17 protein-coding genes are annotated in these 20,350 nt (G+C 63.9%); 11 read left to right on the forward strand and 6 right to left on the reverse strand.

The features are described 5' to 3' along the window. The first annotated feature begins 448 nt into the window (after window positions 1-448). From DFS21_RS14870 to DFS21_RS14910, 9 genes are all read left to right on the forward strand, one after another. A complete protein-coding gene (locus DFS21_RS14870; RefSeq protein WP_102685196.1) occupies window positions 449-2,092 on the forward strand; it encodes an acetolactate synthase large subunit in 1,644 nt (547 codons plus the stop codon). Window positions 2,093-2,313: 221 nt separating this feature from the next. Beyond that, window positions 2,314-4,260, forward strand: coding sequence for an FAD-dependent oxidoreductase (locus tag DFS21_RS14875; protein WP_111532567.1), 1,947 nt, complete (start codon window positions 2,314-2,316; stop codon window positions 4,258-4,260). Between the two features lie 135 nt (window positions 4,261-4,395). Continuing rightward, complete coding sequence (locus DFS21_RS14880; RefSeq protein WP_111532568.1) at window positions 4,396-5,292, forward strand: nitrilase family protein; 897 nt, start codon at window positions 4,396-4,398, stop codon at window positions 5,290-5,292. Window positions 5,293-5,385: 93 nt separating this feature from the next. Beyond that, window positions 5,386-6,453, forward strand: coding sequence for a hypothetical protein (locus DFS21_RS14885; protein ID WP_232968190.1), 1,068 nt, complete (start codon window positions 5,386-5,388; stop codon window positions 6,451-6,453). Beyond that, window positions 6,450-7,427: an asparaginase gene (locus DFS21_RS14890; protein ID WP_111532569.1), complete on the forward strand. Its 978-nt coding sequence runs from the start codon at window positions 6,450-6,452 to the stop codon at window positions 7,425-7,427. The genes DFS21_RS14885 and DFS21_RS14890 overlap by 4 nt, the downstream gene beginning before the upstream one ends. Before the next feature lie 82 nt (window positions 7,428-7,509). Further along, the gene (locus DFS21_RS14895) at window positions 7,510-8,064 is read left to right on the forward strand and encodes a UPF0149 family protein (RefSeq protein WP_111532570.1); all 555 of its coding nucleotides are present in this window, start codon (window positions 7,510-7,512) and stop codon (window positions 8,062-8,064) included. Window positions 8,065-8,241: 177 nt separating this feature from the next. After that, window positions 8,242-8,871, forward strand: coding sequence for a glutathione S-transferase family protein (locus DFS21_RS14900; protein ID WP_111532571.1), 630 nt, complete (start codon window positions 8,242-8,244; stop codon window positions 8,869-8,871). Window positions 8,872-8,889: 18 nt separating this feature from the next. After that, the gene (locus tag DFS21_RS14905) at window positions 8,890-10,905 is read left to right on the forward strand and encodes a pyridoxamine 5'-phosphate oxidase family protein (protein WP_111532572.1); all 2,016 of its coding nucleotides are present in this window, start codon (window positions 8,890-8,892) and stop codon (window positions 10,903-10,905) included. A gap of 46 nt (window positions 10,906-10,951) precedes the next feature. Beyond that, window positions 10,952-11,851, forward strand: a complete 900-nt coding sequence (locus tag DFS21_RS14910; protein WP_111532573.1) for a LysR family transcriptional regulator — start codon at window positions 10,952-10,954, stop codon at window positions 11,849-11,851. 50 nt (window positions 11,852-11,901) lie between these two features. Here DFS21_RS14910 and DFS21_RS14915 read toward each other — a convergent pair whose 3' ends face one another. The 5 genes from DFS21_RS14915 to DFS21_RS14935 form a co-directional block, all read right to left on the reverse strand. Continuing rightward, window positions 11,902-13,320, reverse strand: coding sequence for a PLP-dependent aminotransferase family protein (locus tag DFS21_RS14915; RefSeq protein ID WP_111532574.1), 1,419 nt, complete (start codon window positions 13,318-13,320; stop codon window positions 11,902-11,904). A gap of 23 nt (window positions 13,321-13,343) precedes the next feature. Then, window positions 13,344-14,768, reverse strand: a complete 1,425-nt coding sequence (locus DFS21_RS14920) for an L-lactate permease (RefSeq protein WP_111532575.1) — start codon at window positions 14,766-14,768, stop codon at window positions 13,344-13,346. Between the two features lie 288 nt (window positions 14,769-15,056). After that, a complete protein-coding gene (locus DFS21_RS14925) occupies window positions 15,057-16,361 on the reverse strand; it encodes a type II toxin-antitoxin system HipA family toxin (protein WP_102685186.1) in 1,305 nt (434 codons plus the stop codon). After that, window positions 16,358-16,735 carry a helix-turn-helix domain-containing protein gene (locus DFS21_RS14930; protein WP_178082022.1) on the reverse strand — a complete coding sequence of 126 codons (378 nt, stop codon included), beginning with the start codon at window positions 16,733-16,735 and terminating at the stop codon, window positions 16,358-16,360. Before DFS21_RS14930 ends, DFS21_RS14925 begins: the two co-directional genes overlap by 4 nt. Window positions 16,736-16,981: 246 nt before the next feature. Then, on the reverse strand, window positions 16,982-18,481 hold the full coding sequence (locus DFS21_RS14935; protein ID WP_111532576.1) for a PLP-dependent aminotransferase family protein: 1,500 nt from the start codon (window positions 18,479-18,481) through the stop codon (window positions 16,982-16,984). Between the two features lie 224 nt (window positions 18,482-18,705). Between DFS21_RS14935 and DFS21_RS14940 the strand changes: the two genes are divergently transcribed. Both DFS21_RS14940 and DFS21_RS14945 read left to right on the forward strand, forming a co-directional pair. Next, a complete protein-coding gene (locus DFS21_RS14940) occupies window positions 18,706-19,176 on the forward strand; it encodes a GNAT family N-acetyltransferase (RefSeq protein WP_110701207.1) in 471 nt (156 codons plus the stop codon). A gap of 242 nt (window positions 19,177-19,418) precedes the next feature. After that, window positions 19,419-19,739: a helix-turn-helix domain-containing protein gene (locus tag DFS21_RS14945; protein WP_023628809.1), complete on the forward strand. Its 321-nt coding sequence runs from the start codon at window positions 19,419-19,421 to the stop codon at window positions 19,737-19,739. A 39-nt stretch (window positions 19,740-19,778) separates the two neighbouring features. On the opposite strand, the gene DFS21_RS14950 is transcribed toward DFS21_RS14945, so the two are convergent. Further along, complete coding sequence (locus DFS21_RS14950; RefSeq protein ID WP_111532577.1) at window positions 19,779-20,318, reverse strand: Bro-N domain-containing protein; 540 nt, start codon at window positions 20,316-20,318, stop codon at window positions 19,779-19,781. Window positions 20,319-20,350: the final 32 nt, after the last annotated feature.

The following is a 20,350-nucleotide window of genomic DNA, read 5'->3' on the forward strand; positions in this document are numbered from 1 at the left end:
GTGTGGGGTTTCCCCATGTGAGAGTAGGTCATCGTCAAGATTCATTTCGCAAAACCCCTATCTGCGCGAGCAGGTAGGGGTTTTGTCTTTGTGCCCGGAAAATCGGCAGGCCATATCAACAGCAAGCCAGTTCTCACAGGTACTGCGCGGTCAGTGTGGGAGCCGGCTTGCCGGCGATGCGCCGCGTAAGCGGCGCTCTCTATGGCTGATTGGCTTCATCGCAGGACATCCCTGCGTTCACCGCAAATATCCTTTGCTCATCGACTACCTCACATCGCCGCGTCACAGGTGCGACAATATTGCCGTCACATTAAGTGACTTCCCCGTACCTACCCTGCGTCAAGGCTTAGGTTCGGGGCAATCCTGGCACCCGGACCGAGCGATGCCAGCGTACCGTGCTGCGCATTTCTGGACTTTCACCGTCCTATTACTTGAGGTTAGAAGCAAGATGGCCAAGGCCGCCGATGTCGTTGTGCAATGCCTGGAAAACGAAGGTGTCGAGTATGTGTTCGGCATTCCCGGTGAGGAAAACCTCGACCTGCTCGAGTCCCTGCGCAAGTCGAAGATCAAGCTGGTACTGACCCGCCACGAGCAATCCGCGGGCTTCATGGCCGCCACCTACGGCCGCCTGACCGGCAAGACCGGCGTCAGCCTGTCGACCCTCGGCCCTGGCGCGACCAACCTGGTGACCGCCAGCGCCTACGCCTACCTGGGCGGCATGCCGATGATGATGATCACCGGCCAGAAACCGATCAAGAAGTCCAAGCAAGGCCGTTTCCAGATCATCGACGTGTGCGGCATGATGGACCCCATCACCAAGTACACTCACCAGTTCGCCTCGGCCGACAACATTCCTGCGCGCATGCGTGAAGCCTTCCGCCTGGCGGAAGAAGAGAAGCCGGGCGCCGTGCACCTGGAATTGCCGGAAGACATCGCCGCCGAGCAGACCGACGCCCTGCCGATCCCGCGCAGCCTGCACCGTCGCCCGCTGGCCGAGCACGTGGCCATCGAAGCCGCCGTGCAGAAACTGCAGAACGCCCGCAACCCGATCCTGGTGATCGGTGCCGGCGCCAACCGCAAGATGACCGCCAAGGTCCTCAAGCAACTGATCGACAAGACCGGCATCCCGTTCATCACCACCCAGATGGGTAAAGGTGTGGTCGACGAGCGTCACCCGCGCTTCCTGGGTAACGCCGCGCTGTCCTCCGGTGACTTCGTTCATCGCGCCGTCGAAGCCGCCGACCTGATTGTCAACATCGGCCACGACGTGATCGAGAAGCCACCGTTCTTCATGGTTCGTGGCGGCACCGAAGTGATCCACGTGAGCTTCCGCTCGGCTGAAGTCGATGCCGTGTACTTCCCGCAAGTAGAAGTGATCGGCGACATTGCCAACGCCGTATGGCAGATCAGCGAAGCGCTGACCGATACCAGCCACTGGGACTTCACCCGCCTGATGGCCATCCGCGAAGCGAACGAAGCGCAGATCGCCGAAGGCGCCGACGACGACCGCTTCCCGGTCTATCCGCAGCGCATGGTTGCCGACATCCGTCGCGCCCTGCCGTCTGAAGGCATCGTCGCCCTGGACAACGGTATCTACAAGATCTGGTTCGCCCGCAACTACAAGGCCCACAAGCCCAACACCGTGCTGCTGGACAACGCCCTGGCGACCATGGGCGCCGGCCTGCCATCGGCCATGGCCTCGCACCTGGTGTACCCGGATCGCCCGGTCATCTCGGTCTGCGGCGACGGCGGCTTCATGATGAACAGCCAGGAGCTGGAAACGGCCGTCCGCCTGGGTATGCACATCACCGTGGTGATCCTGCGTGACGACGGCTACGGCATGATCCGCTGGAAGCAGGCCAACATGGGCTTCACCGATTTCGGCCTGGACTACGGCAACCCGGACTTCGTCAAATACGCCGAAGCCTACGGTGCCAATGGCCACCGCGTGGAAAGCGCCGAAGCCTTCCTGCCGCTGCTCGAGCACTGCATCAAGACCCCTGGCGTGCACGTGATCGACTGCCCGGTCGACTACAGCGAGAACGACCGCATCCTCAACAGCGAGCTGCGTGAGCGCGCGCTGGCGGTCTAAACCGTAGCATCCTCATCGCGGGGCAAGCCCGCTCCCACGCCATCCGCAACCACAGAGCTAATACAGGGCTTGAGGGAACGGGTAGCGTGGGAGCGGGCTTGCCCCGCGATTGCGTCTGTTCTGGCAACGACGCACTCAGCACCGCGATACCCCTCTACCGCTCCCCATCTCCCGGCTCTCGGCATGCTCAGGCTCCTCATCTACCTTGAGAACCCGAGACCATGACCATTGGTTCAACGTACAACCATCCCGCCGACCTGGCCGTCGAGCCGCACTCTCCAGTGCTGCCATGGGCCGCACGCTTCCCGAACCCGCCTGACCTGTGTTTCGACTACCGACGCCTCGTCGAACAACAGGACGGTATTGCCCAGGCTTCCCGTCCTGCACATCGCATCTGCATTGTCGGTGCTGGCGTCACCGGCCTTACCGTCGCACGTGAACTGCTGCGCTGTGGTTTTACCCATATCACCCTGATCGAGCAGGCCCGGCGTATCGGGGGACGTCATCTCACCGTGTCGACCCCAGCTGGCAAGCCGCCGGGATGCACCGCTCCCTTCGAGATGGGCGCCATGCGCATGCCGTTCTTCAACCGAACCGGCGAGCCGCCCAAGGCAGGCCGTTCATTGATGGCTTACTACGCCAACCTGTTTGACCTGCGTCTTTCCGCTTTCCCTAACCCTGGCACGCAGTGGGTCAATGCAACGGGTATCTACCTGCGTGAAGGCCAGCTTGAAGGGGAGGGCGATCCGAAGCTGCTGATCTGGAAGAATCCCGAAGGTCACACTCCACCACCTACCGCGGTACTACAGAGGATTCATGGCAAGTGGCGGCGCTTTGCCGAGCGTTTCGCCGAACAGGTGGCCGCCATTTACGGCACAGAAGGCTGGCTGGCGATGTGGTCGGCAATCGTCGAGCGATATCACAGGCTGTCGTTCCGTGAACTGGTATTGCTGTCGAGCCAGGAGGTTTGGGACCCTGGCAACCCAGGCGATTTCGGCGGCGTTGGCATGGACCGTGACGAATCGGCGATCTTCTATGCAATCGGTATCGGTGATGGCAGTTGGGGCGCCTTCTACGACGTGTGTTGCCTCTATCCGTTGCGTACTGCCATTTTCGGTTTCAGCAGCCATCTGCAGCTTGTGCATGGGCGTGTAGATGAAAGGGGGCGAGTGCTTGCCGCGCCGTATCAGGGTATCGAGACCGTGCCCGACAGCAAAGGCCTGCATTTCCAGGCACCTGCCTATCTGGGGATCGCCGCGTTGGATGAGGCCCTGCTGTTCATGGACATTGCTGGCTTGGGCGAATCCTTGTACAGCCAATGCGTGACGCGTAAGGATGGCCTGCTGACGGACAGCTCTGTTCATGGCCTGGAAAAATTGGCCGATGGCCGCATCCGCGTCGATTACCGTTGGCGGCACAGTGATGAAGCCAAGGCTCAGCCGATGAGTGAGGTGTTCGACAGCGTGGTGCTTACCACGCCGTCCTGGTTGATCGAAACAGGGATGCGCCTGGAGGGGTTCTCCCGGAACATGCTGCCACCGGACATTATCGAGGCCTGGAAGTACGCCCATTGGGAGACCAGCTGCAAGGTTTATGCGCCGCTGCGTAAAAGCTTTCTCGACCAGCATCCCCATCTGCCGCAGATCCTGGTCACCGACAGCTTCGTGCACGATGTCTATGCCTACCGTTACAACGATCAGCACAGCCGCGATTGCATCTTGCTCAGCTACACCTGGGAGGACGATGCCACCAAGCTGGCGGCGTATTCAGACGCCGAGTTGGTGGAAAAATGCGTAGCGGAACTCGATCGGATTCTGTTGCGTTGCGCCAACATCGGCGAGCCCATCTCGCCACACATCGATCTTGGAAATACCCGCATACAAAGATGGATGACAGACAGGAATGCACTTGGCTGTGCGAAATTGTACCGGCCGGGTGCCTATTACGACGCGGTAAGCCTGATGAAGTACAACCGCGAACTGAGTGCCCATTCAGGGCTCTACCTCGCCGGAGAGTCTTTCTCTGTCGATGCCGGCTGGACCGAGCCGTGTCTGCGCACCGCCATCGACACCGTGATCAACCTCTGCAACAACACCGGCGCACGTTTCAAGGATGGCTTCAACCTCGAGCACTATCCGAATTATCAGGTGCCTCTACAGGTGCTTTGAAACAACTTTGTAGGAGTGCTCCTCCCCGTATTTTCGCACTCTCCCGCAGCTCCAGAGGATCCTGCTGACTGTCGCTCCACCTGCCATGCCCGTTCTACTGGCGGCCTTCCATAACAACCAGAAAAGGAAGCCGCCATGCAGGAACACACCACCCCCGTCAGCCCCGTACGCATTGCCGTCATCCAGTACGACCCGCAGGTCGGCCTGGACCATTGTGATGGCAACCTGAGCCGTGGTTTGGCCCTGGCCCGCCGCGCCGTGCGTGAAGGGGCGAACCTGATCGTGCTGCCGGAGCTGGCCAACACCGGCTACACCTTCAACTCCCGCGCCGAGGCCTATGCCCACGCCGAATCGCTGGAGGATGGACGATGCCTGCAGGCCTGGGCGGAGTTCGCCCGTGAGCAGCAGGTGTATCTGGCTGCAGGCTTCGCCGAGCGTGACGGCCTCAAGCTTTTCGACAGCGCCGTGCTGTTCGGCCCGCTGGGGCTGCTCGGGCATTACCGCAAGGCGCACTTGTGGAACCAGGAAAAGCTCTGGTTTACCCCCGGCGACCTGGGCTTCCCGGTGTTTGAAACGCCCATCGGCCGCATCGGCCTGCTGATCTGCTGGGACATCTGGTTCCCGGAGGTGCCACGGCTCATGGCAGCGCAGGGCGCCGACATCATCTGCAGCCTGAACAACTGGGTCTGGACACCGCCGCCGCTGTTCGACGAGGCCGGACGCTGCATGGCCTCGTATCTGACGATAACCGCAGCCCACGTCAACAATGTCTATATCGCCGCCGCCAATCGCATCGGTCGGGAACGGGGCGGGCGCTTCCTCGGTTGTTCGCTGATTGCCGGCACCAACGGCTGGCCCATCGGCGAGGTGGCCGGTGCCGAGGAGGAGTGCATCCTCTATGCCGACGTCGACCTCAGCGTCGCTCGCTCGGCGCCTATCTGGAACAGTCTCAATGACCTGCCGCGTGACCGCCGCACCGACCTCTACGACGCCACCTTGGGTTATCGGCTGCATGCGCCGATGCCACGTTGAGGAGGCGCCATGGAACAGCACCTTTCTTTACCGCGACAACGGTCGTCGTCGCTGATACTCCTGGGCCTCGCGCTGCTTTGCGTTGCCAGCCTGATGTTGGGTGGATGGCCCGATTATGCGCAACTCGTCGCAACCCTCGACCAGCCGCTGAGCAGGCTGCGCTGGATGGTCGGCGATATCAGTGAGGTCGCCTTCTACAAGCACGAGTTGCCGGCACTGGGGCTGCTGCTGGGGGCGAGCCTTGCGCATTGGGCCCAGCAGCGTGGGCATCGCTGGCAGGGCTTCGCCATCTGCTACGGCACTGGGCTGTGGCCCTGGCTGATCATCAGCTCGCTGCTCGGCCTACTGCTCAGCCATGCGTTGTGGGGCTGGACGCTGGACGGTGGTACCTGGCAGCCGACCTTCGTCGCCTTCGTCTCGCTGCCGGCGGCCATGGTCCTGCTGTTTGGCGGCGGTTGGCGCGTCGCGATCAATGGCGCGCTGCTCGGTGCCGTGCTGGTGACGCCGGCCAGCCTGCTGCTGGTCAACTACCTGTGCTACCCGCTGCAGTTGCCGGTGGTGATCGGCAATGTCAGTGGCATGGCCTTGGCCAGTGTGCTGGCGTTCCTGCTGTGCAAACGCTTCCCGGTGCTGGTTCGCGATGGACAGCGCCCAGCGCTCGTAGCGACAGCCAGCCAGCCGGACTATGGCGTGGCCTGGACCCTGCGTCGGGTACTGGCCGATTTCAGCGAAGCGCCGTTCTTTGGCAATGAACTGGCCAGCCTCGGCTTGCTGCTGGGCGTATTGCTGGCTTATGTATTGGCCCCGGCGGCACCGGCCTACGGATCGCAACTGGTGCTGCAGATGGTGGCCGGGCAGGGGTTGGCATCGCTGGTCGGTGTGCTGTTCTGGCGACGGCAATGGAAGGAGCGGGGCTGGTATCCGACCTATATTCCCATCGTCTCGATCGTGCCCGCCGCCGTGCTGACACTGGGTGGCAGCTGGCAGGTGATCATCGCCAGCGCAGTGCTCGGCGCGCTGATCGCGCCACCGCTTGCCGTGGCAATCAGCCAGCGCCTGCCAAGCTACATGCACGGTTATATCGGCAATGTCCTGTCCATGGCCATCAGCACCCTGGGTATCGTGCCCCTGGTTGGTCTGCTTGCGGGAGGTAACCCATGACAGCACCACGTGTTTCCATCGGCAGCCTGGGCGGTACGGTCAGCATGCGATCCGGGGCGCCGGGGCAGGGTGTGACACCCCGGCTCGACTGTGCCGCGCTGTTGAGTGCCCTGCCTCAGTTGCAGCAACTGGCGCAGATCAGCACCGCCACGTTGTGCCTGGTGCCGAGCGCCTCCCTGGCATTCACCGACATGCTGGATGCGCTGGCCTGGGCAAACGCACAAGTGCAAGCCGGGGCCCAGGCCGTGGTGCTTACCCAGGGCACCGATACACTGGAGGAGACCGCGTATTTCCTCGATCAGCTTTGGCCCCATGACACTCCGCTGATCATGACCGGCGCCATGCGCTCGGCCTGCCAGCCGGGCGCAGATGGTCCGGCGAACCTGCTGGCGGCAGTGCAGGTTGCGATAGCCGATGGCAGCCGGGGGCGTGGCGTGCTGGTGGTGATCAACGACCAGATTCACTCGGCCGCCCGGGTACGCAAGACTGCCAGCCTGGCAATGGCGGCTTTCGAATCGCCTGGCGCAGGGGCGATAGGGGAAGTGGTGGAGGGCTGTCCCATCTATCGTCAGGCTGCCGCGCCACGCTGGGTGTTGCCCCTGCCGGCGCAGGTCGGTCACCAGGTCGTCCTGCTGGAGGCCTGCCTCGATGCCGATACGCGGCTGCTGCGCGCCCTTGGTGGCATGGGCTATTCAGGGCTGGTGGTTGCCGGCTTTGGCGCAGGCCATGTCTGCGAAGCCTGGGCCGAGGCTTTGGAGGACGTCGCAGACACCATGCCAGTGATTATCGCCACCCGCACCGGCAATGGCCCGACAGCCCGGGGAACCTACGGGTTCGTCGGTGGCGAGATCGACCTGCAGGCCCGCGGCCTGCACATGGCCGGCTGGCTTTGCCCGCGCAAATGTCGGCTCTTGTTGTGGCTGCTGGCCGGTAGCGGGCGGCAGGCCGAGCTGGCGCAGTGGCTGCAGCAATAGCCCGATGCCCGTTCCCATGAAGGGAGCGGGCAGGCGTTGCCTATGCTAGGGTGCACGCACATTTACCCAGGACACCCACCCCATGCTCCCCGCGCTCAGCGAAAAAGAACTCGACCGCCTCGAAGACCTGCTGATCACCTACGGCAACGATTATTCGGTACTCAACCTCGCCGAGCTCAACGGTTTCTTCACTGCGCTGGCCAGCTCCCCCAGCAAGGTCATCCCTGAGCAATGGCTGCCTTCTGTCGCCGGTGGCAAGGTGCCCAAGTTCAAGAAGCCTGCCCATGAAGAAGCGTATACCGCGCTGATGCTGCGTTATGCCAGCCAGGTGGCCGAAGAGTTGGCCACGGACCTCGAGGGCTTCGAGCCGATGTTCGAAGAGGGCGAGAGCGAAGAGGGCCCGACGATCATTCTCGAGGAGTGGTGCTTCGGCTACATGCGCGGCACGCAAGTGGCCGAGTGGAGCGAGCTGCCGCCGGAGCAGGATCGTCTGCTCAAGGCCATTTCGCTGCATGGTCTGGAGGACAACTTCGAGCTGCTCGACTCGATGAGCTTCGATGAGCGCCAGGCCTGTGTACCGCTGGTGGTCGAGGCGGCGCGGGGGTTGTACCAGTACCAGAAACAGCACCGGCATTGAGATCGCAACCGCGGGCGCGTGGGAGCGGCGATGCGGCGACCCGACTTGCCCCGCGATTGTGATTATTCCACCTGCCGAAATACTGGATTGCTCCCAGCACTGATTCTGTTGCCTGCCGATCCAGTGCAGCATGTTCTCCAGCAGCGCCACTCCCGGCGCTGATCCGGAGCCCAGAACATGCCAAGCCCGATCAAGCTCTACAACTTCCCCAAGTCCGGCCATGCCCACCGTATCGAGCTGATGCTGTCACTGCTCGAACTGCCTACCGAGCTGGTCTTCGTCGACCTGGCCAAGGGTGAGCACAAGCAGCCTGAATTCCTCGCCATCAACCCCTTCGGCCAGGTGCCGGTGATCGACGACAACGGCATCGTCATCGCCGACTCCAACGCCATCCTGGTCTACCTGGCCAAAGCCTATGGCGGTGAGCGCTGGTTGCCCCAGGATCCAGTCGGCGCCGCCCGCGTACAACGCTGGCTGTCGGTCGCCGCAGGCCCGCTGGCCTTCGGCCCGGCTGCCGCCCGCCTGGTGACCGTATTCGGCGCCTCGTTCAACACCGACGAAGTGATTGGCCGCGCCCACACCCTGCTCAAGGTGATCGACGCCGAACTGGCCAAGAGCCGGTTCCTGGTTGGTGACCAGGCGACCATCGCCGATATCGCCAACTACTCGTACATCGCCCACGCCCCCGAGGGCAATGTATCGCTGGAGCCGTACGCCAATGTGCGCGCCTGGCTGGCCCGGATCGAGGCGCTGCCGGGCTTCGTGCCGATGCCACGCACCGTCATCGGTTTACAGACCACGCTCTGAACCCAGAGGAATGCCGCCATGCGATCGCCCTGGCATGCAGGTGAAAAACGGCTGCAGGAGCAAGTCGGTGTTGCAGAGCGCATGGAGGTGTTCGGCCAGAAGGTCATCCGCGACTTCATGCCCGACCAGCATCGCGCGTTCTACCAGCAATTGCCGTTCCTGGTGGCCGGTGCCGTGGATGCTGCTGGCACCCCTTGGGCGACGCTGCTCGAAGGCGCGGAAGGCTTCGTCAGCTCGCCCGATCCCCGGCAACTGCTGATCGGCACCGCGCCTGCCGCTGATGACCCGGCCACGCCGGGCCTGGTGGATGGCGGTGCCATTGGCTTGCTGGGGATCGAGCTGCACACGCGGCGGCGCAATCGCCTCAATGGCTTGATCCGTCGGGCAGGCGCCGGCCAGCTGGAGGTGGTGGTCGAGCAATCGTTCGGCAACTGCCCCCAGTACATCCAGCTGCGCGAATACACCCGCGTCGATGAACCGCCGCAGGCGCGTCGGGATTCATCGACACTCGATGCCGCGTCCCGCGCCATGATCGAAAACGCCGATACCTTCTTTGTCGCCAGTTACGTCGAGCAGGAAAACGGCCAACGTGCCGTGGACGTCTCCCACCGCGGTGGCCGGCCCGGTTTCGTCAGGGTCGAAGGCAATCGCCTGACCATTCCCGACTATGCCGGCAACCTGCATTTCAACACCCTCGGCAACCTGCTGGTCAACCCGGTTGCCGGCCTGTTGTTCATCGACTTCACCACGGGCGATGTGCTGCAGGTTTCCGGGCGTACCGAGGTCATTCTCGACAGCCCGGTGATCAGCGCTTTCGAGGGGGCCGAGCGGCTCTGGACCCTGGACATCGAGCAAGTGGTGGTCCGCCCGGCTGCGGTGTCGTTGCGCTGGGCCTTCCAGGAATACGCCCCTACCAGCCTGATGACCGGCACCTGGGGCGAAGCCGAGCAGCGCCTGCAACAGCGTGAGCGCCAGCGCCAATGGCTGACCTGGCGCGTGCTGCGTATCGAGCAGGAAAGCCGCGATATCCGTTCGTTCTACCTGCAACCCGAGGAGGGTACGGCGGTGCCCTTCGTGCCCGGCCAGCATATTCCGGTGCGCTTGCAGGTTGATGGAGAGGCACCGCTGATCCGCACCTACAGCCTGTCCAGTGCGCCGTCCGATGGCCACCTGCGCATCAGCGTCAAGGCGCAGGGGCCGGCGTCACGCTATCTGCACCAGCAACTGAAGGTGGGCGACCCTTTACAGGTGCGCCTGCCCATGGGCAGTTTCACCCTGGATCACACCAGCGACCGGCCCCTCGTGCTGGTCGGTGCTGGTGTCGGTATCACCCCGTTGATCGCCATGCTCCGCGAACAATTGGCCTTGGGACTGGGGCGGCGCATCTACCTGTTCCACGGTGGCCGTACGCTGGCTGACCTGCCGTTCCAGCACGAGCTTGCCGAACTCCAGCAACACGCCGGTGGCCTGCTGAGCATTCACCGCGCCTTGAGCCTGCCCGAACCCCAAGCCGTGCAGGGCCGCGACTATGTGTTCGCCAGCCGCCTGGGCATCGAGCAGATCAAGGGCACGCTGCCGCTGGACGACTACGACTTCTACCTCTGTGGCCCGGCCAGTTTCACCCAGGACCTTTACGAAGGCCTGCGCACGGTGCATGTACCGGATGCCCGCATCCATGCCGAAGCCTTCGGCCCTTCGACCCTGCGTCGCCACAACGACGACAACCAGTCCACCCTGCAACAACCGCCGCCCGCCAGCGAACCGGTGCCGGTGTACTTCGCCAGCTCCGCCAAGGAAGCGCGCTGGGCGCCCGGGGGCGGCACCTTGCTGGAACTGGCGGAAAGCCGCGGCCTGTCGCCGGACTTCAGCTGCCGCGGTGGCTCGTGCGGTACCTGCAAGACCAAATTGGTCAGCGGCCAGGTCCACTATCCGAACCCGCCCGCCGAACTGCCCGAAGCCGGTAGCGTGCTGATCTGCTGCGCGATTCCGGCCCAGGCCGAGGAAGGCGTGCAGCCCTTGGTACTGGAGCTCTAGCGTGACCACGGCGATAATCGCTCGACGACAACGCGTGGGGCGCGGCATGGACCAGATCCACCTGATGAAAGTGTTCGTGGCCGTGGGCGAGCTGGAAAGCTTCGCCGCCGCCGCTCGCCGCCTGGCCATCTCGCCGGCGGCGGTGACCCGCGCCGTCAGCGCCCTGGAGGAACAGCTCGGGGTCAAGCTGCTGCTGCGCACCACCCGCAGCGTGCGCCTGACCGAGGCCGGCGGGCGCTATCTGGAAGACACCCGGCATATCCTCGCCAGCATTATCGAAGCCAACGAAGCCGCCGCCGGCATCAACGCCGCGCCCAAGGGCGACTTGGCGGTGACCGCGCCGATCCTGTTCGGCAAGAAGTTTGTCATGCCGTGCATCGTGCGCTACCTGCAGCAGTACCCCGAGGTGGACGTCTCGGCGTTCTTCCTCGACCGCGTGGTGAACCTGGTGGAGGAGGGCATGGACGTGGCCGTGCGCATCGGCCAGTTGCCCGACTCGGGCCTGAAGGCGCTGCGCGTGGGCAAGATGCGCCGGCTGCTGTGCGCCTCGCCCGAATACCTGGAACGCCATGGCACGCCGCGCCATCCCTCGGAGTTGCAGAAGCACGAAGTCATCGCCGCCGGGACGCTGTCACCTCGCACGGACTGGCGTTTCGGCGCCATCGACGACCCGACGCTGATTCGCATGAAGCCGCGCCTGACCGTGACCAGCAACGACGCCGCCATCGCCGCGGCCAGTGCCGGGCTGGGGATCGCCCGGCTGCTGTCGTACCAGGTGGCGGACGAAGTGGCGGCCGGGCGCTTGCAGGTGATTCTGGCCGAATACGAGGAGGCGCCGTGGCCGATCCATATCCTGCATCGCGAGAGCAAATATGGTTCGACCAAGGTGCGGACCTTTATCGATATGTTGGCCGAGCACTTGCGTAGCCAGGCGCATCTGGCGTGATTCCGGAACCTGGGGCTGCTGCGCAGCGGCCCCAAGTACCTCAAGCTCAATCAAGGCCTTGAAAGGCCAGCGCACTCCGCCAGCACCCTCAACCCGCCCATCACCTCCGGCGTAATCACCCGCCCCAGGCACACCCGCAACCCAGTGCCACACTCCCCATCAGCAAAGAACATCCCGCTGGCGCCCACGTTGCAGCCACGCTCCGCGGCAAGCCGTTGCAGCGCCAGCATGTCTGTCCCTCCCGGTAATTCGACCCAGTGGATGAAGCCGCCCCGAGGCGCCACATAGCGCGTCCCCGCCGGAAATACCGAGCGCACCAGCGCCTCCATCACCCCGGCCTGCGCCGCCAGCCGCCCACGCAGTTTCGCGCAGTGCTCGTCCATGTACCCCCGCCCGATGAATTCATCCAGCACCCGCTGCGCCAGGCTCGATACCGCCAGGTTGCGTGAAAACATCTGGGCCAGGATCGCATCCCGGTACCGTCCGGCCACGCACCAGCCCACCCGGTACCCCGGCGCCACGGTCTTGGAGAACGACGAGCAATAGATCGTCTGCCCGGTCATGTCGTAGTGCTTGATCGCCCTGGGGCGCTGCGCCTCGTCCACCAGGTCGAAGAAGATGTCGTCCTCGATGATCGGCACATCCGCCGCCTGCGCCAGCTGTGAGAGCCGTGCCCGCGCCGTGTCGGGCATGATGAAGCCCCGGGGGTTCTGCAGCGTCGGGTTGAGGAACACCACATCGACCTTCCCGCGCTTCAGGGCCCACTCCAGATGCTCGAGGTCCATGCCGCTGTCGGCGTGGGTGCGAATGGGCAGGGCGCGCATCCCCAGGCGTTCGATGGTCTGCAGGATGCCGTAGTAGGTGGGTGTCTCGATGGCCACCGTGGCGCCCGGCCGGGCGACGGCTTCGAGGGCCAGTTCCAGGGCCACGGTGTCGCCCGAGGTCACCAGGATATCGTCCGGCCCGCAGGCCACGCCGCGTTGCAGCATCAGCCCGGCGATACGCCGGCGCAGCGAGGCCAGGCCGGGTGGCGCGATCAGCCCGGCCAGCGCCAGATCGGCCTTGCTCGCCAGCGATGCCAGGCATCTGCTCAGCAGCACCTGGGGGGCCAGTTCGTCATGCAGCACTGCCGAGCTCAGCGAAAGCGTGGTGTTGCTGGCCGCCTGGGCGAGCATGGCGACCACCGCGTGGTCGACGTTGACGGTGACGCTGGCCAAGTCGAACCCCTGCACCTGGGCCGCGCCCTTGGCGACGAAATAGCCTACCCGTGGCCTGGCCTGCACATAGGCATTGGCCTCCAGCTCCGCCAGGGCCCGTTGCACGGTGGCGATGCTGCTGTCGAACAGCCGCGCCAGCTCGCGCACCGAGGGCAATTGCATGCCGCTGGGCCATTCACCGCTGTCGATCTGGCGCAGCAGCCAGGCGTTGACGGTGTGCCAGCGCTTGTCGGGCTTGGGAATGCGGTCCATGGGGGCTCTTTGTGGCGTCAGGTTCAGGCCCCCGAAAGGTAGAGCAAAACCACGCCGGTTGCAGCCACGATGACAATGTTCAGCACGACCAGGGCAAAACCGAAGCGGATCAGCCCGTGCTCCTCGTCGCGGTTGGCACCGGCCAGCCCGATGATCAGCGCCAGGATCGACAACGAGCCCAGCGCGCCGTGCCCGGCGGCACTGTTGGCCATGGCGGCCAGCCACGCACCATGGCTGTCGGACAATGCCGCGATGGCGGGCATCACCAAGGTGGTACCGCCGACATTGGAACTGGTGACATAGCCGGCCAGCCCTGCCAGCAACGACACCGTCGCGGCCAGCGATACGCCGGACAGCGACTGCAAGGCCCGTTGCGCCTCGACCAGGAAGCCCGCCTTGACCATCACCTGGGAGAGCAGCAGGAACAGGAAGATCGTCGCCACCGGAAACCGTGCGCGGGTGAACAGTGCCCGCCACGGGAAGCCGCCGCCCTGGCGCGCGGCCATCGCCAGCACCACCAGCAGCAGCGCCAGCCCCGGCGAGGCCAGTGGCTTCCACGCCACATTGGCGCCGTGCACCACCCACCCGCCGTCCCAGCCCGAGACCAGGAACAGCCCACGCGAGGCGACGATCACCCCCAGCAACGCCAGGTACGGCCACGCTGCCCGTGGCCAGTGCACCAAGGTTCCTCGCCGCGCCCAGGACAGCGCCAGGCCCGTGCAGGCCACCGCCAGCCCGGCCAGCACCCCCGAAGCCTCGGGCCCGATCCAGCGGTTGGCCGTATACAGCACTGTGCTGAACAGCAGCGAGATCGCCGCCAGCCCTAGCCATGCCTTGAGGCTGCGGATCCCCGCCAAGGCCAGTGCCACGGCGGCCAGGCAGAGAAACACCGGTGCGCTGACCAGCGCTGAATGGCTGCCCAGTTCCTGCGCCGGTACATGGGCCAGCAGCGCGCCGATCACCGTGGCCAGCCCAAGGGTGCCCCACGGCATCACCGCCATCCCCGCCAACGCCATCTTCATGCCCGTCTGGCGCGAAAACAGCCCCATCAGCAATGGCACGGTAGCGATCAGCGACACCCCGAACCCGGTCATTGCTTCCAGCAGCGGCGCCAGGCCCAGGACGATGAATATCACCTGCATCGGTGGCGTCCAGCCCAGCTCCCGTACCCAGGCCCCGATAGCCTGCGGGGCGCCGGCGCGCTCGACCAGAATGGCAAAGGCCAGGCCCGGGACGATCACGCCGGCGGTGCTGAGAAACAGGATCAGCGTGTCTTGCAGGATCGCGCCGGACACCGCCGTCGACAGCGGCTGCGCGACGCCTAGGCCCCACAGCAGCAGGACACCGGCCACGCCGGCCAGCGCGGCCTGCACGGGGGGGCGGCGCAGCAGCAGGATCAGGGTGATCACCAGGCCTATGGGGGACATTTGCAGCAGCAGGGCAGCCATGATGCGGGTTCCTTTAGCCATCCGGGGGAGTGTGGGAGGGATGGTGGAGGGAAGGGAGAGACGGCAATAGATACAGGGGGGGTGGGTTTTTCAATACAGCTCTGGCGGCTAGCGAGGAGCGGCGCTCGGTCCTGCGTTTGCAGCGTTGGAAATCCGCGCTACGCTTAATTATCAACTCGCCCATGACCACGTTCGACAGGATTTCCTGTCTGGCACTTTAGATGCCGATTTGTGGCGTGGGCGAGCCTACCTGCTTAATGCCTTAAGGGGGTCGCAGACGATCTTCGTTCACAGCCCCTCTCCAAGGTACAGGCGATGAACTTCGCCGATCCGCTTACTGGCGGTGGCGGGTACACCGGCCTCTCTGGCAAAACGCGGCCACTGTGCGACGGCTTCACAGACTTCCTTGATGATCCCTCGTGCATCCATCCCCCGGACCTGGCTGGCCACGCTCAGCAAATCGTCGAGGGTGAAGTCGTCGCGTTTGCCGTTCACGGTCATCTGGTGGCTATCGACCCAGAAGCTGCCAGGCAGGTAGGAATAGGACACGTCATACGCCGGCGTGAGGTACCAGGTGCCGTCGGTGTCCATCATGAAGGCCGTGTTCTTGGTGTGGTCGTCCTGGTTACGTGCCACCAGGTTGAACACCATGCGGCGGTAGAACTGTTCGGCGCCGTCGCGGGAAATCCGCAGCGCGCGCATCACCCCGAAGGCCTCGGCATAGGAGTATTGGCCAGGCTTGCGGAAGTCGGCGTGGTCGAGTGCGCACAAGGTCGCAACGTGGATCTTTTCACCTTCGGCCGTGCGGTCGAAGCGTCGGGTCATGAAGTGAGCGCGTCCACCTTCCTCTAGCAATCGGCACTCGGTCATGGTGATGCCGGCCGCCTTGGCCATGAGGTGGTAGGCGTACTCGATGCGCCCGTAGCCTTGTGAGTCAGCCAGCACGGTCGAGTCCTTGGCCACATCGAACTTGAGCAACCAGTACTCGAAGCCCGGCGGCGCGGTGACCTGCCCCGAACGGATCTCGCCTTCGGCATTCATGGCGATCACCGCCTTGGCCCGGGCGCCGCCCGCGCTGGTACCGATCTGGATGAGGTGCTGCAGGGCGCCGTCGTCCAGCGATGGGTCCTTGGCATCCAGGCGCTCGGCGATCGACTCGCGTTCGGACAACACCTCGCTGGCCAGGCGCACCAGTGCATCGATATGGATGCTCTCCCCCTTGTCCCGCTCGGTGGCCATCGCCGGGCGATACTCCAGGGCGCCCATGCCGCGCTTGCCCTGGTACAGCAGGCGCTCGACCGGGGTAAACGTTGCCTTGTCACGCCCCTGCTGGGCCAGCCAGGCATCGATCAGCGCGTTGCCGAAATCATCGGGCAGGGAGTCGGCGAGGATCGAGGGCAGGCCCTTGAAGGTTTCGCGGTCCAGCCCCTGGAACACGTAGGTGTAGTCCTGGCGCAACGGCATATGGACCGGTGAGATCTCAAGGCCCGTCCTGACGAACTCGGGGGTGTATTCGAACTCCCCGGTCTGGGTCTGCGTGTTCCAGTTGAGCGCGCCTACATACACATCCCAGAGATAGATCCGTGCAATCACCAGCTGTCATCCTTGTCGGGTTTCGAGCCACCAATGAGCGTGGGCTTGCCGATAGGCGTCCTGATTCCGTGTTCAGGCGCCGAAGGTGTAGCCCGTGTGACGGTCGCCCGCATCCGCTGCTTGCCCTGCATTTTTGCCAGTTGCACGGGGCTGGTCCTGACGTCCTCGATGAGGGAGGCGAGACGATCAAGCTCTCCCAGCACTCGCAAGACGGCAATCACGTTCACCAGGGTGCCTTTGCCTGCCGTGAGCTTGCGGTAGGTCTCCCGGGAAATCCCGGCTTCATGGGCGACGATGTCCTGGCCAATATTACGCTTCAGGCGGATAGCCTCAATGCGTTGGCCGATCTCGTTGGCGATAGCGTCGTCAGTCATTGATATGGCTTTCATAACGCCTGGGATCCTATGCTTAAAACGCCGTTATTGACCTGAATGCCTCTGATTCTAGGCTTTGTATAGTGCGCTTGAAAGGACAATTCGCTACTTGAATAAAGCCTAATTCTCTAGGCGTTAAGTGTGTATTTTGGGTTTTCCGCCAAGAATTATAGGCGTTGTCCGATCCTGGTGTTCGCGGCGGTTTTCAGCGTTTGGTTTACCACATTTCGTTTCGCGCAGAACTGGCTACCGAATCGAGCGTCCCGAAGTGACCAAACCTGCCAGCACCTTCCCCAGTTTCACCACCGCCTCCCTCATCTCAGCAGGCGTCAGTGCCGCAAACCCCATCAGCAAGCCGGCATCGTTCCTCGGCTGCGCATACAAGCTGCCCAGCCCCAGCAGATCGATCCCCGCCCCGCGTGCCGCCCTGACCACAGCGTCTTCCGCCAAGTCCTGAACGAAATGGCAGGGCATCTGCAGCCCACCCACCGGCACGTGTGGGCGCAGGAACGCCCCCAGGTGCCGCTGCACCAGGTCCGCCAGTACGTCGCGTCGCTCGGCATAGAGGCTGCGCATGGCCCGCACATGGGCGTTGAAGTGTCCGTCCTCCATGAACCGGGCCAGGGTCAGCTGGGCGATGGAGGCGTTGTGGCCATCCTGCAACGTTCGCGCGGCGGTCATTGGCGCGACGAGCTGGGGCGGCAGCAGCAGGTAGCCGATGCGCAGCCCGGCGCCCAGCGACTTGGTGAAGGTGCCGATGTACAGCGTGCGCGCGTGCGAATCCAGGCCCTGCACGCAGGCGGTGGGGCGGCCGGCGTAGTGGAATTCGCTGTCGTAGTCGTCCTCGATGATCCACGCCTGCTGCTGGCGCGCCCAGTCGATGGCCAGCAGGCGCCGGTCCAGCGACAGGGTGGCGCCGGTCGGGTATTGGTGCGAAGGCGTGAGGAACAGCGCCCGTGCATCCGGCGCCCGTTGGGCCATGCCATCCACCTGCAAGCCGTGCGCGTCCACCGGCACCGGCACGCCTTGCAGCCCGGCGGCGCTGATGGCCTTGCGGGTGCCCTGGTACAGCGGGTCCTCGACCAGTACCCGGTCGCCTGCGTCCATGAGCACCTGGGCGCACAGGCCCAGGGCCTGCTGCGAGCTGGTGAGGATCAGGATACGGTCAGCGGATGCCTGCGCGCCGCGTTCGAGGTTGAGGTAGTCGGCGATTGCGCTGCGCAAGGTGAGCATGCCCTGTGGCTCGCTGTGTTCCAGGGCACGGGTGCCGTATTCCTTGTACACCTGCCGCTCCAGCTTCTCCCAGACGGCCAGGGGGAAATGCCGGGTTTCCGCCACGCCCGGGGCGAAGGGGCGGGGTGATTGGAAGTTGTGAACGCCACCGCTGTGCAATAGCGCTTCACCTCGGCGGCTCAACTGCACCGGGGCCTCGCTGTGTGCCGGTCGCTGGCGCTTGCGCGACGGCAGGCAGCGGGCCCGTTGCGACACGAAGCTGCCGCTGCCCACGCGCCGCTCGATAAAGCCCTCGGCGTGCAACTGGCTGTAGGCCGACTCCACGGTGTCCCGCGAGACGCCCAGGGAACTTGCCAGCGACCGCGATGCCGGCAGCGGCTTGCCGACCGGCAGGGCACCCTCAAGGATCAACTGGCGGATGGCCCGCTGGATGCGCACGTGCCGCGCCAGTGCGCCATGGGCGGGATCCGTTAGCCAGGCTTTTACCGATTCCAGCTGGGCGTGTTTGAACATTGGCCTGGGTCCTTGGCGCGTGGATTTGAAAGGTGCCTGCCTATCCTGGGACGGATCGCGCCCGTGAAAATGGTCTGGTAACTACCGAATAATTGGCAGGTAAAAACCAGCCATTTATCCGCTATAAAACCCAGGTCCGCAAGCAATCACCAAGGAAGGCGAGCGCTACGGGCAGGCCGGCCCCCTCACTCATTCAGCTGTGTTGTCCAAAAGGGGTTTGAACAATGACCACCACCCAACTGCCCGTTTTCGTACGCGAAGTGAAGCAAACCGACCTGCAGCCATGGTCCGACTACTGGGCGCAATATCAGGCCTTCTACCAAGTGGATCTGGGCCCAGCCATCACCGAGCGCACCTGGGCGCGCTTCTTCGACCCGGCCGAGCCCATGCACTGCGCCGTGGCCACGGACGGCGAGCAAATCTTCGGCTTCGTTCACTACGTGTTCCACCGCTCGACCTGGGGGCGCAATGATTTCTGCTATCTGGAAGACCTGTTCGTGTCGCCGAATGCGCGGGGGAGAATGATCGGCAAGCGCCTGATCGAGTTCGTCCAGGACCAGGCCCGGCAGCAGCGGTGTGACCGGTTGTACTGGCATACCCAGCAGACCAACAAGACCGCGCAGCGGTTGTATGACTGGATTGCCGAGAAGCCGGGGGTGATCGAGTACCGGATGCCGTTGGAGGTTGCTCACTAAGTCCATAGTGAGCAGATGAGGGCGTGGGAGCGGGCTTGCCCCGCGAAGGGTGGCACCGGCTTCGGGGTGTAGGTCCCTGTGGCGCACAGCCGCTCCCATGCCCAGGCATCAGAAATTCCCTTTCGAAATCTGCCCGAGTCTTACGGTGCTGTCAGACCATTCAGAAAGACGACCCCTCCCTGGCAGTGGAATACTTAATCCAATATTTTGTGCCTTAACTGCCATCTACTCAGATAACACACATGAATTTGGATTTAAGTCTTACCAAACCCAGTGAACTCATGAGGGCGCTGTGCGAGCGCTTGCGCACCGAGCGGCTCGCTCAACAGATGTCGCAAGCGGAAGTGGCTGCTCGGGCTGGCATCGGCACCAATACTGTGTCCAACCTTGAAACGGGACGTAATGTCGGTTTTGAGAACCTGATCCGAGTGGCGATGGTTCTAGGCCGAAGAAAAGAGCTTGAGGCGCTGTTTTTGCCGAGGGTGGAGTGCATAGCCGACATTGCTCGCTACGAGCTCGGTGCCAAGCGCCAGCGCATCCGGAAGAAGTCAGGGCAGGGTTGAACAGGGCTGCATGGCAGCCCTTTCAATGGATCGCAAGGTTCAATCGCCAACCCCATGTAACCGCAACGCCCGCTGCGCACATTCCTTCCAGCTCAGCTTGCGCCGCTCGGGCACCACCACGGGCAACTCCGCCGCCATCACCACCGGCATATCCCGCATCCGTACCCAAGGCTCACTCTGCCAATACAACAGACTCGCCGTATGCCCACCCGGCCAGCACATCCTGCCCAGGCGCGGCAGGTCCTCCAGCGCGGAGTCCTGCCCATCGCGCAGCACCGCCACCACCTCATGGGTCAGCCAGTGCCGCAGGTGACGGTTTTCCGGAATGTGATGATGGGCCAGCAGGGTATAGGCCCCGGACTCGCTGACCATGGTGGTTTCGCCGTACTGGCCGTAGCGCAGCAGCAGCACGCTGCGATGCTGGTCGGGGTCGAGCTTGCGGATGCAGTGTTCGTCGAAGAAGCGCCCGGTCATCCGGCCGAGTTCGTGGGCACAGAACCAGGCTTGGGATTCGAGCCAGAGAGTGTGGAGGGGGCGGTTGTGGCGGGTGAAGAGGGTTGGGTCGTGGAAGTCAGTCATAGCTGGCCTCCATATTTCTAGGCGTTTTTTGC

The sequence above is a fragment of the Pseudomonas sp. 2848 genome, assembly GCF_003253945.1.
In the GTDB taxonomy this organism is placed as follows: domain Bacteria; phylum Pseudomonadota; class Gammaproteobacteria; order Pseudomonadales; family Pseudomonadaceae; genus Aquipseudomonas.

Excerpts from the sequence above, each read along its gene's own strand:
- DFS21_RS14905 (WP_111532572.1), top strand. The coding sequence starts at position 8,890 with ATGCGATCGCCCTGGCATGCAGGTGAAAAACGGCTGCAGGAGCAAGTC.
- DFS21_RS14885 (WP_232968190.1), top strand. The coding sequence starts at position 5,386 with ATGTTGGGTGGATGGCCCGATTATGCGCAACTCGTCGCAACCCTCGAC.
- DFS21_RS14920 (WP_111532575.1), bottom strand. The coding sequence starts at position 14,768 with ATGGCTGCCCTGCTGCTGCAAATGTCCCCCATAGGCCTGGTGATCACC.
- DFS21_RS14875 (WP_111532567.1), top strand. The coding sequence starts at position 2,314 with ATGACCATTGGTTCAACGTACAACCATCCCGCCGACCTGGCCGTCGAG.
- DFS21_RS14880 (WP_111532568.1), top strand. The coding sequence starts at position 4,396 with ATGCAGGAACACACCACCCCCGTCAGCCCCGTACGCATTGCCGTCATC.
- DFS21_RS14910 (WP_111532573.1), top strand. The coding sequence starts at position 10,952 with ATGGACCAGATCCACCTGATGAAAGTGTTCGTGGCCGTGGGCGAGCTG.
- DFS21_RS14930 (WP_178082022.1), bottom strand. The coding sequence starts at position 16,735 with ATGACTGACGACGCTATCGCCAACGAGATCGGCCAACGCATTGAGGCT.
- DFS21_RS14900 (WP_111532571.1), top strand. The coding sequence starts at position 8,242 with ATGCCAAGCCCGATCAAGCTCTACAACTTCCCCAAGTCCGGCCATGCC.
- DFS21_RS14940 (WP_110701207.1), top strand. The coding sequence starts at position 18,706 with ATGACCACCACCCAACTGCCCGTTTTCGTACGCGAAGTGAAGCAAACC.
- DFS21_RS14895 (WP_111532570.1), top strand. The coding sequence starts at position 7,510 with ATGCTCCCCGCGCTCAGCGAAAAAGAACTCGACCGCCTCGAAGACCTG.
- DFS21_RS14950 (WP_111532577.1), bottom strand. The coding sequence starts at position 20,318 with ATGACTGACTTCCACGACCCAACCCTCTTCACCCGCCACAACCGCCCC.
- DFS21_RS14945 (WP_023628809.1), top strand. The coding sequence starts at position 19,419 with ATGAATTTGGATTTAAGTCTTACCAAACCCAGTGAACTCATGAGGGCG.
- DFS21_RS14935 (WP_111532576.1), bottom strand. The coding sequence starts at position 18,481 with ATGTTCAAACACGCCCAGCTGGAATCGGTAAAAGCCTGGCTAACGGAT.
- DFS21_RS14870 (WP_102685196.1), top strand. The coding sequence starts at position 449 with ATGGCCAAGGCCGCCGATGTCGTTGTGCAATGCCTGGAAAACGAAGGT.
- DFS21_RS14890 (WP_111532569.1), top strand. The coding sequence starts at position 6,450 with ATGACAGCACCACGTGTTTCCATCGGCAGCCTGGGCGGTACGGTCAGC.
- DFS21_RS14915 (WP_111532574.1), bottom strand. The coding sequence starts at position 13,320 with ATGGACCGCATTCCCAAGCCCGACAAGCGCTGGCACACCGTCAACGCC.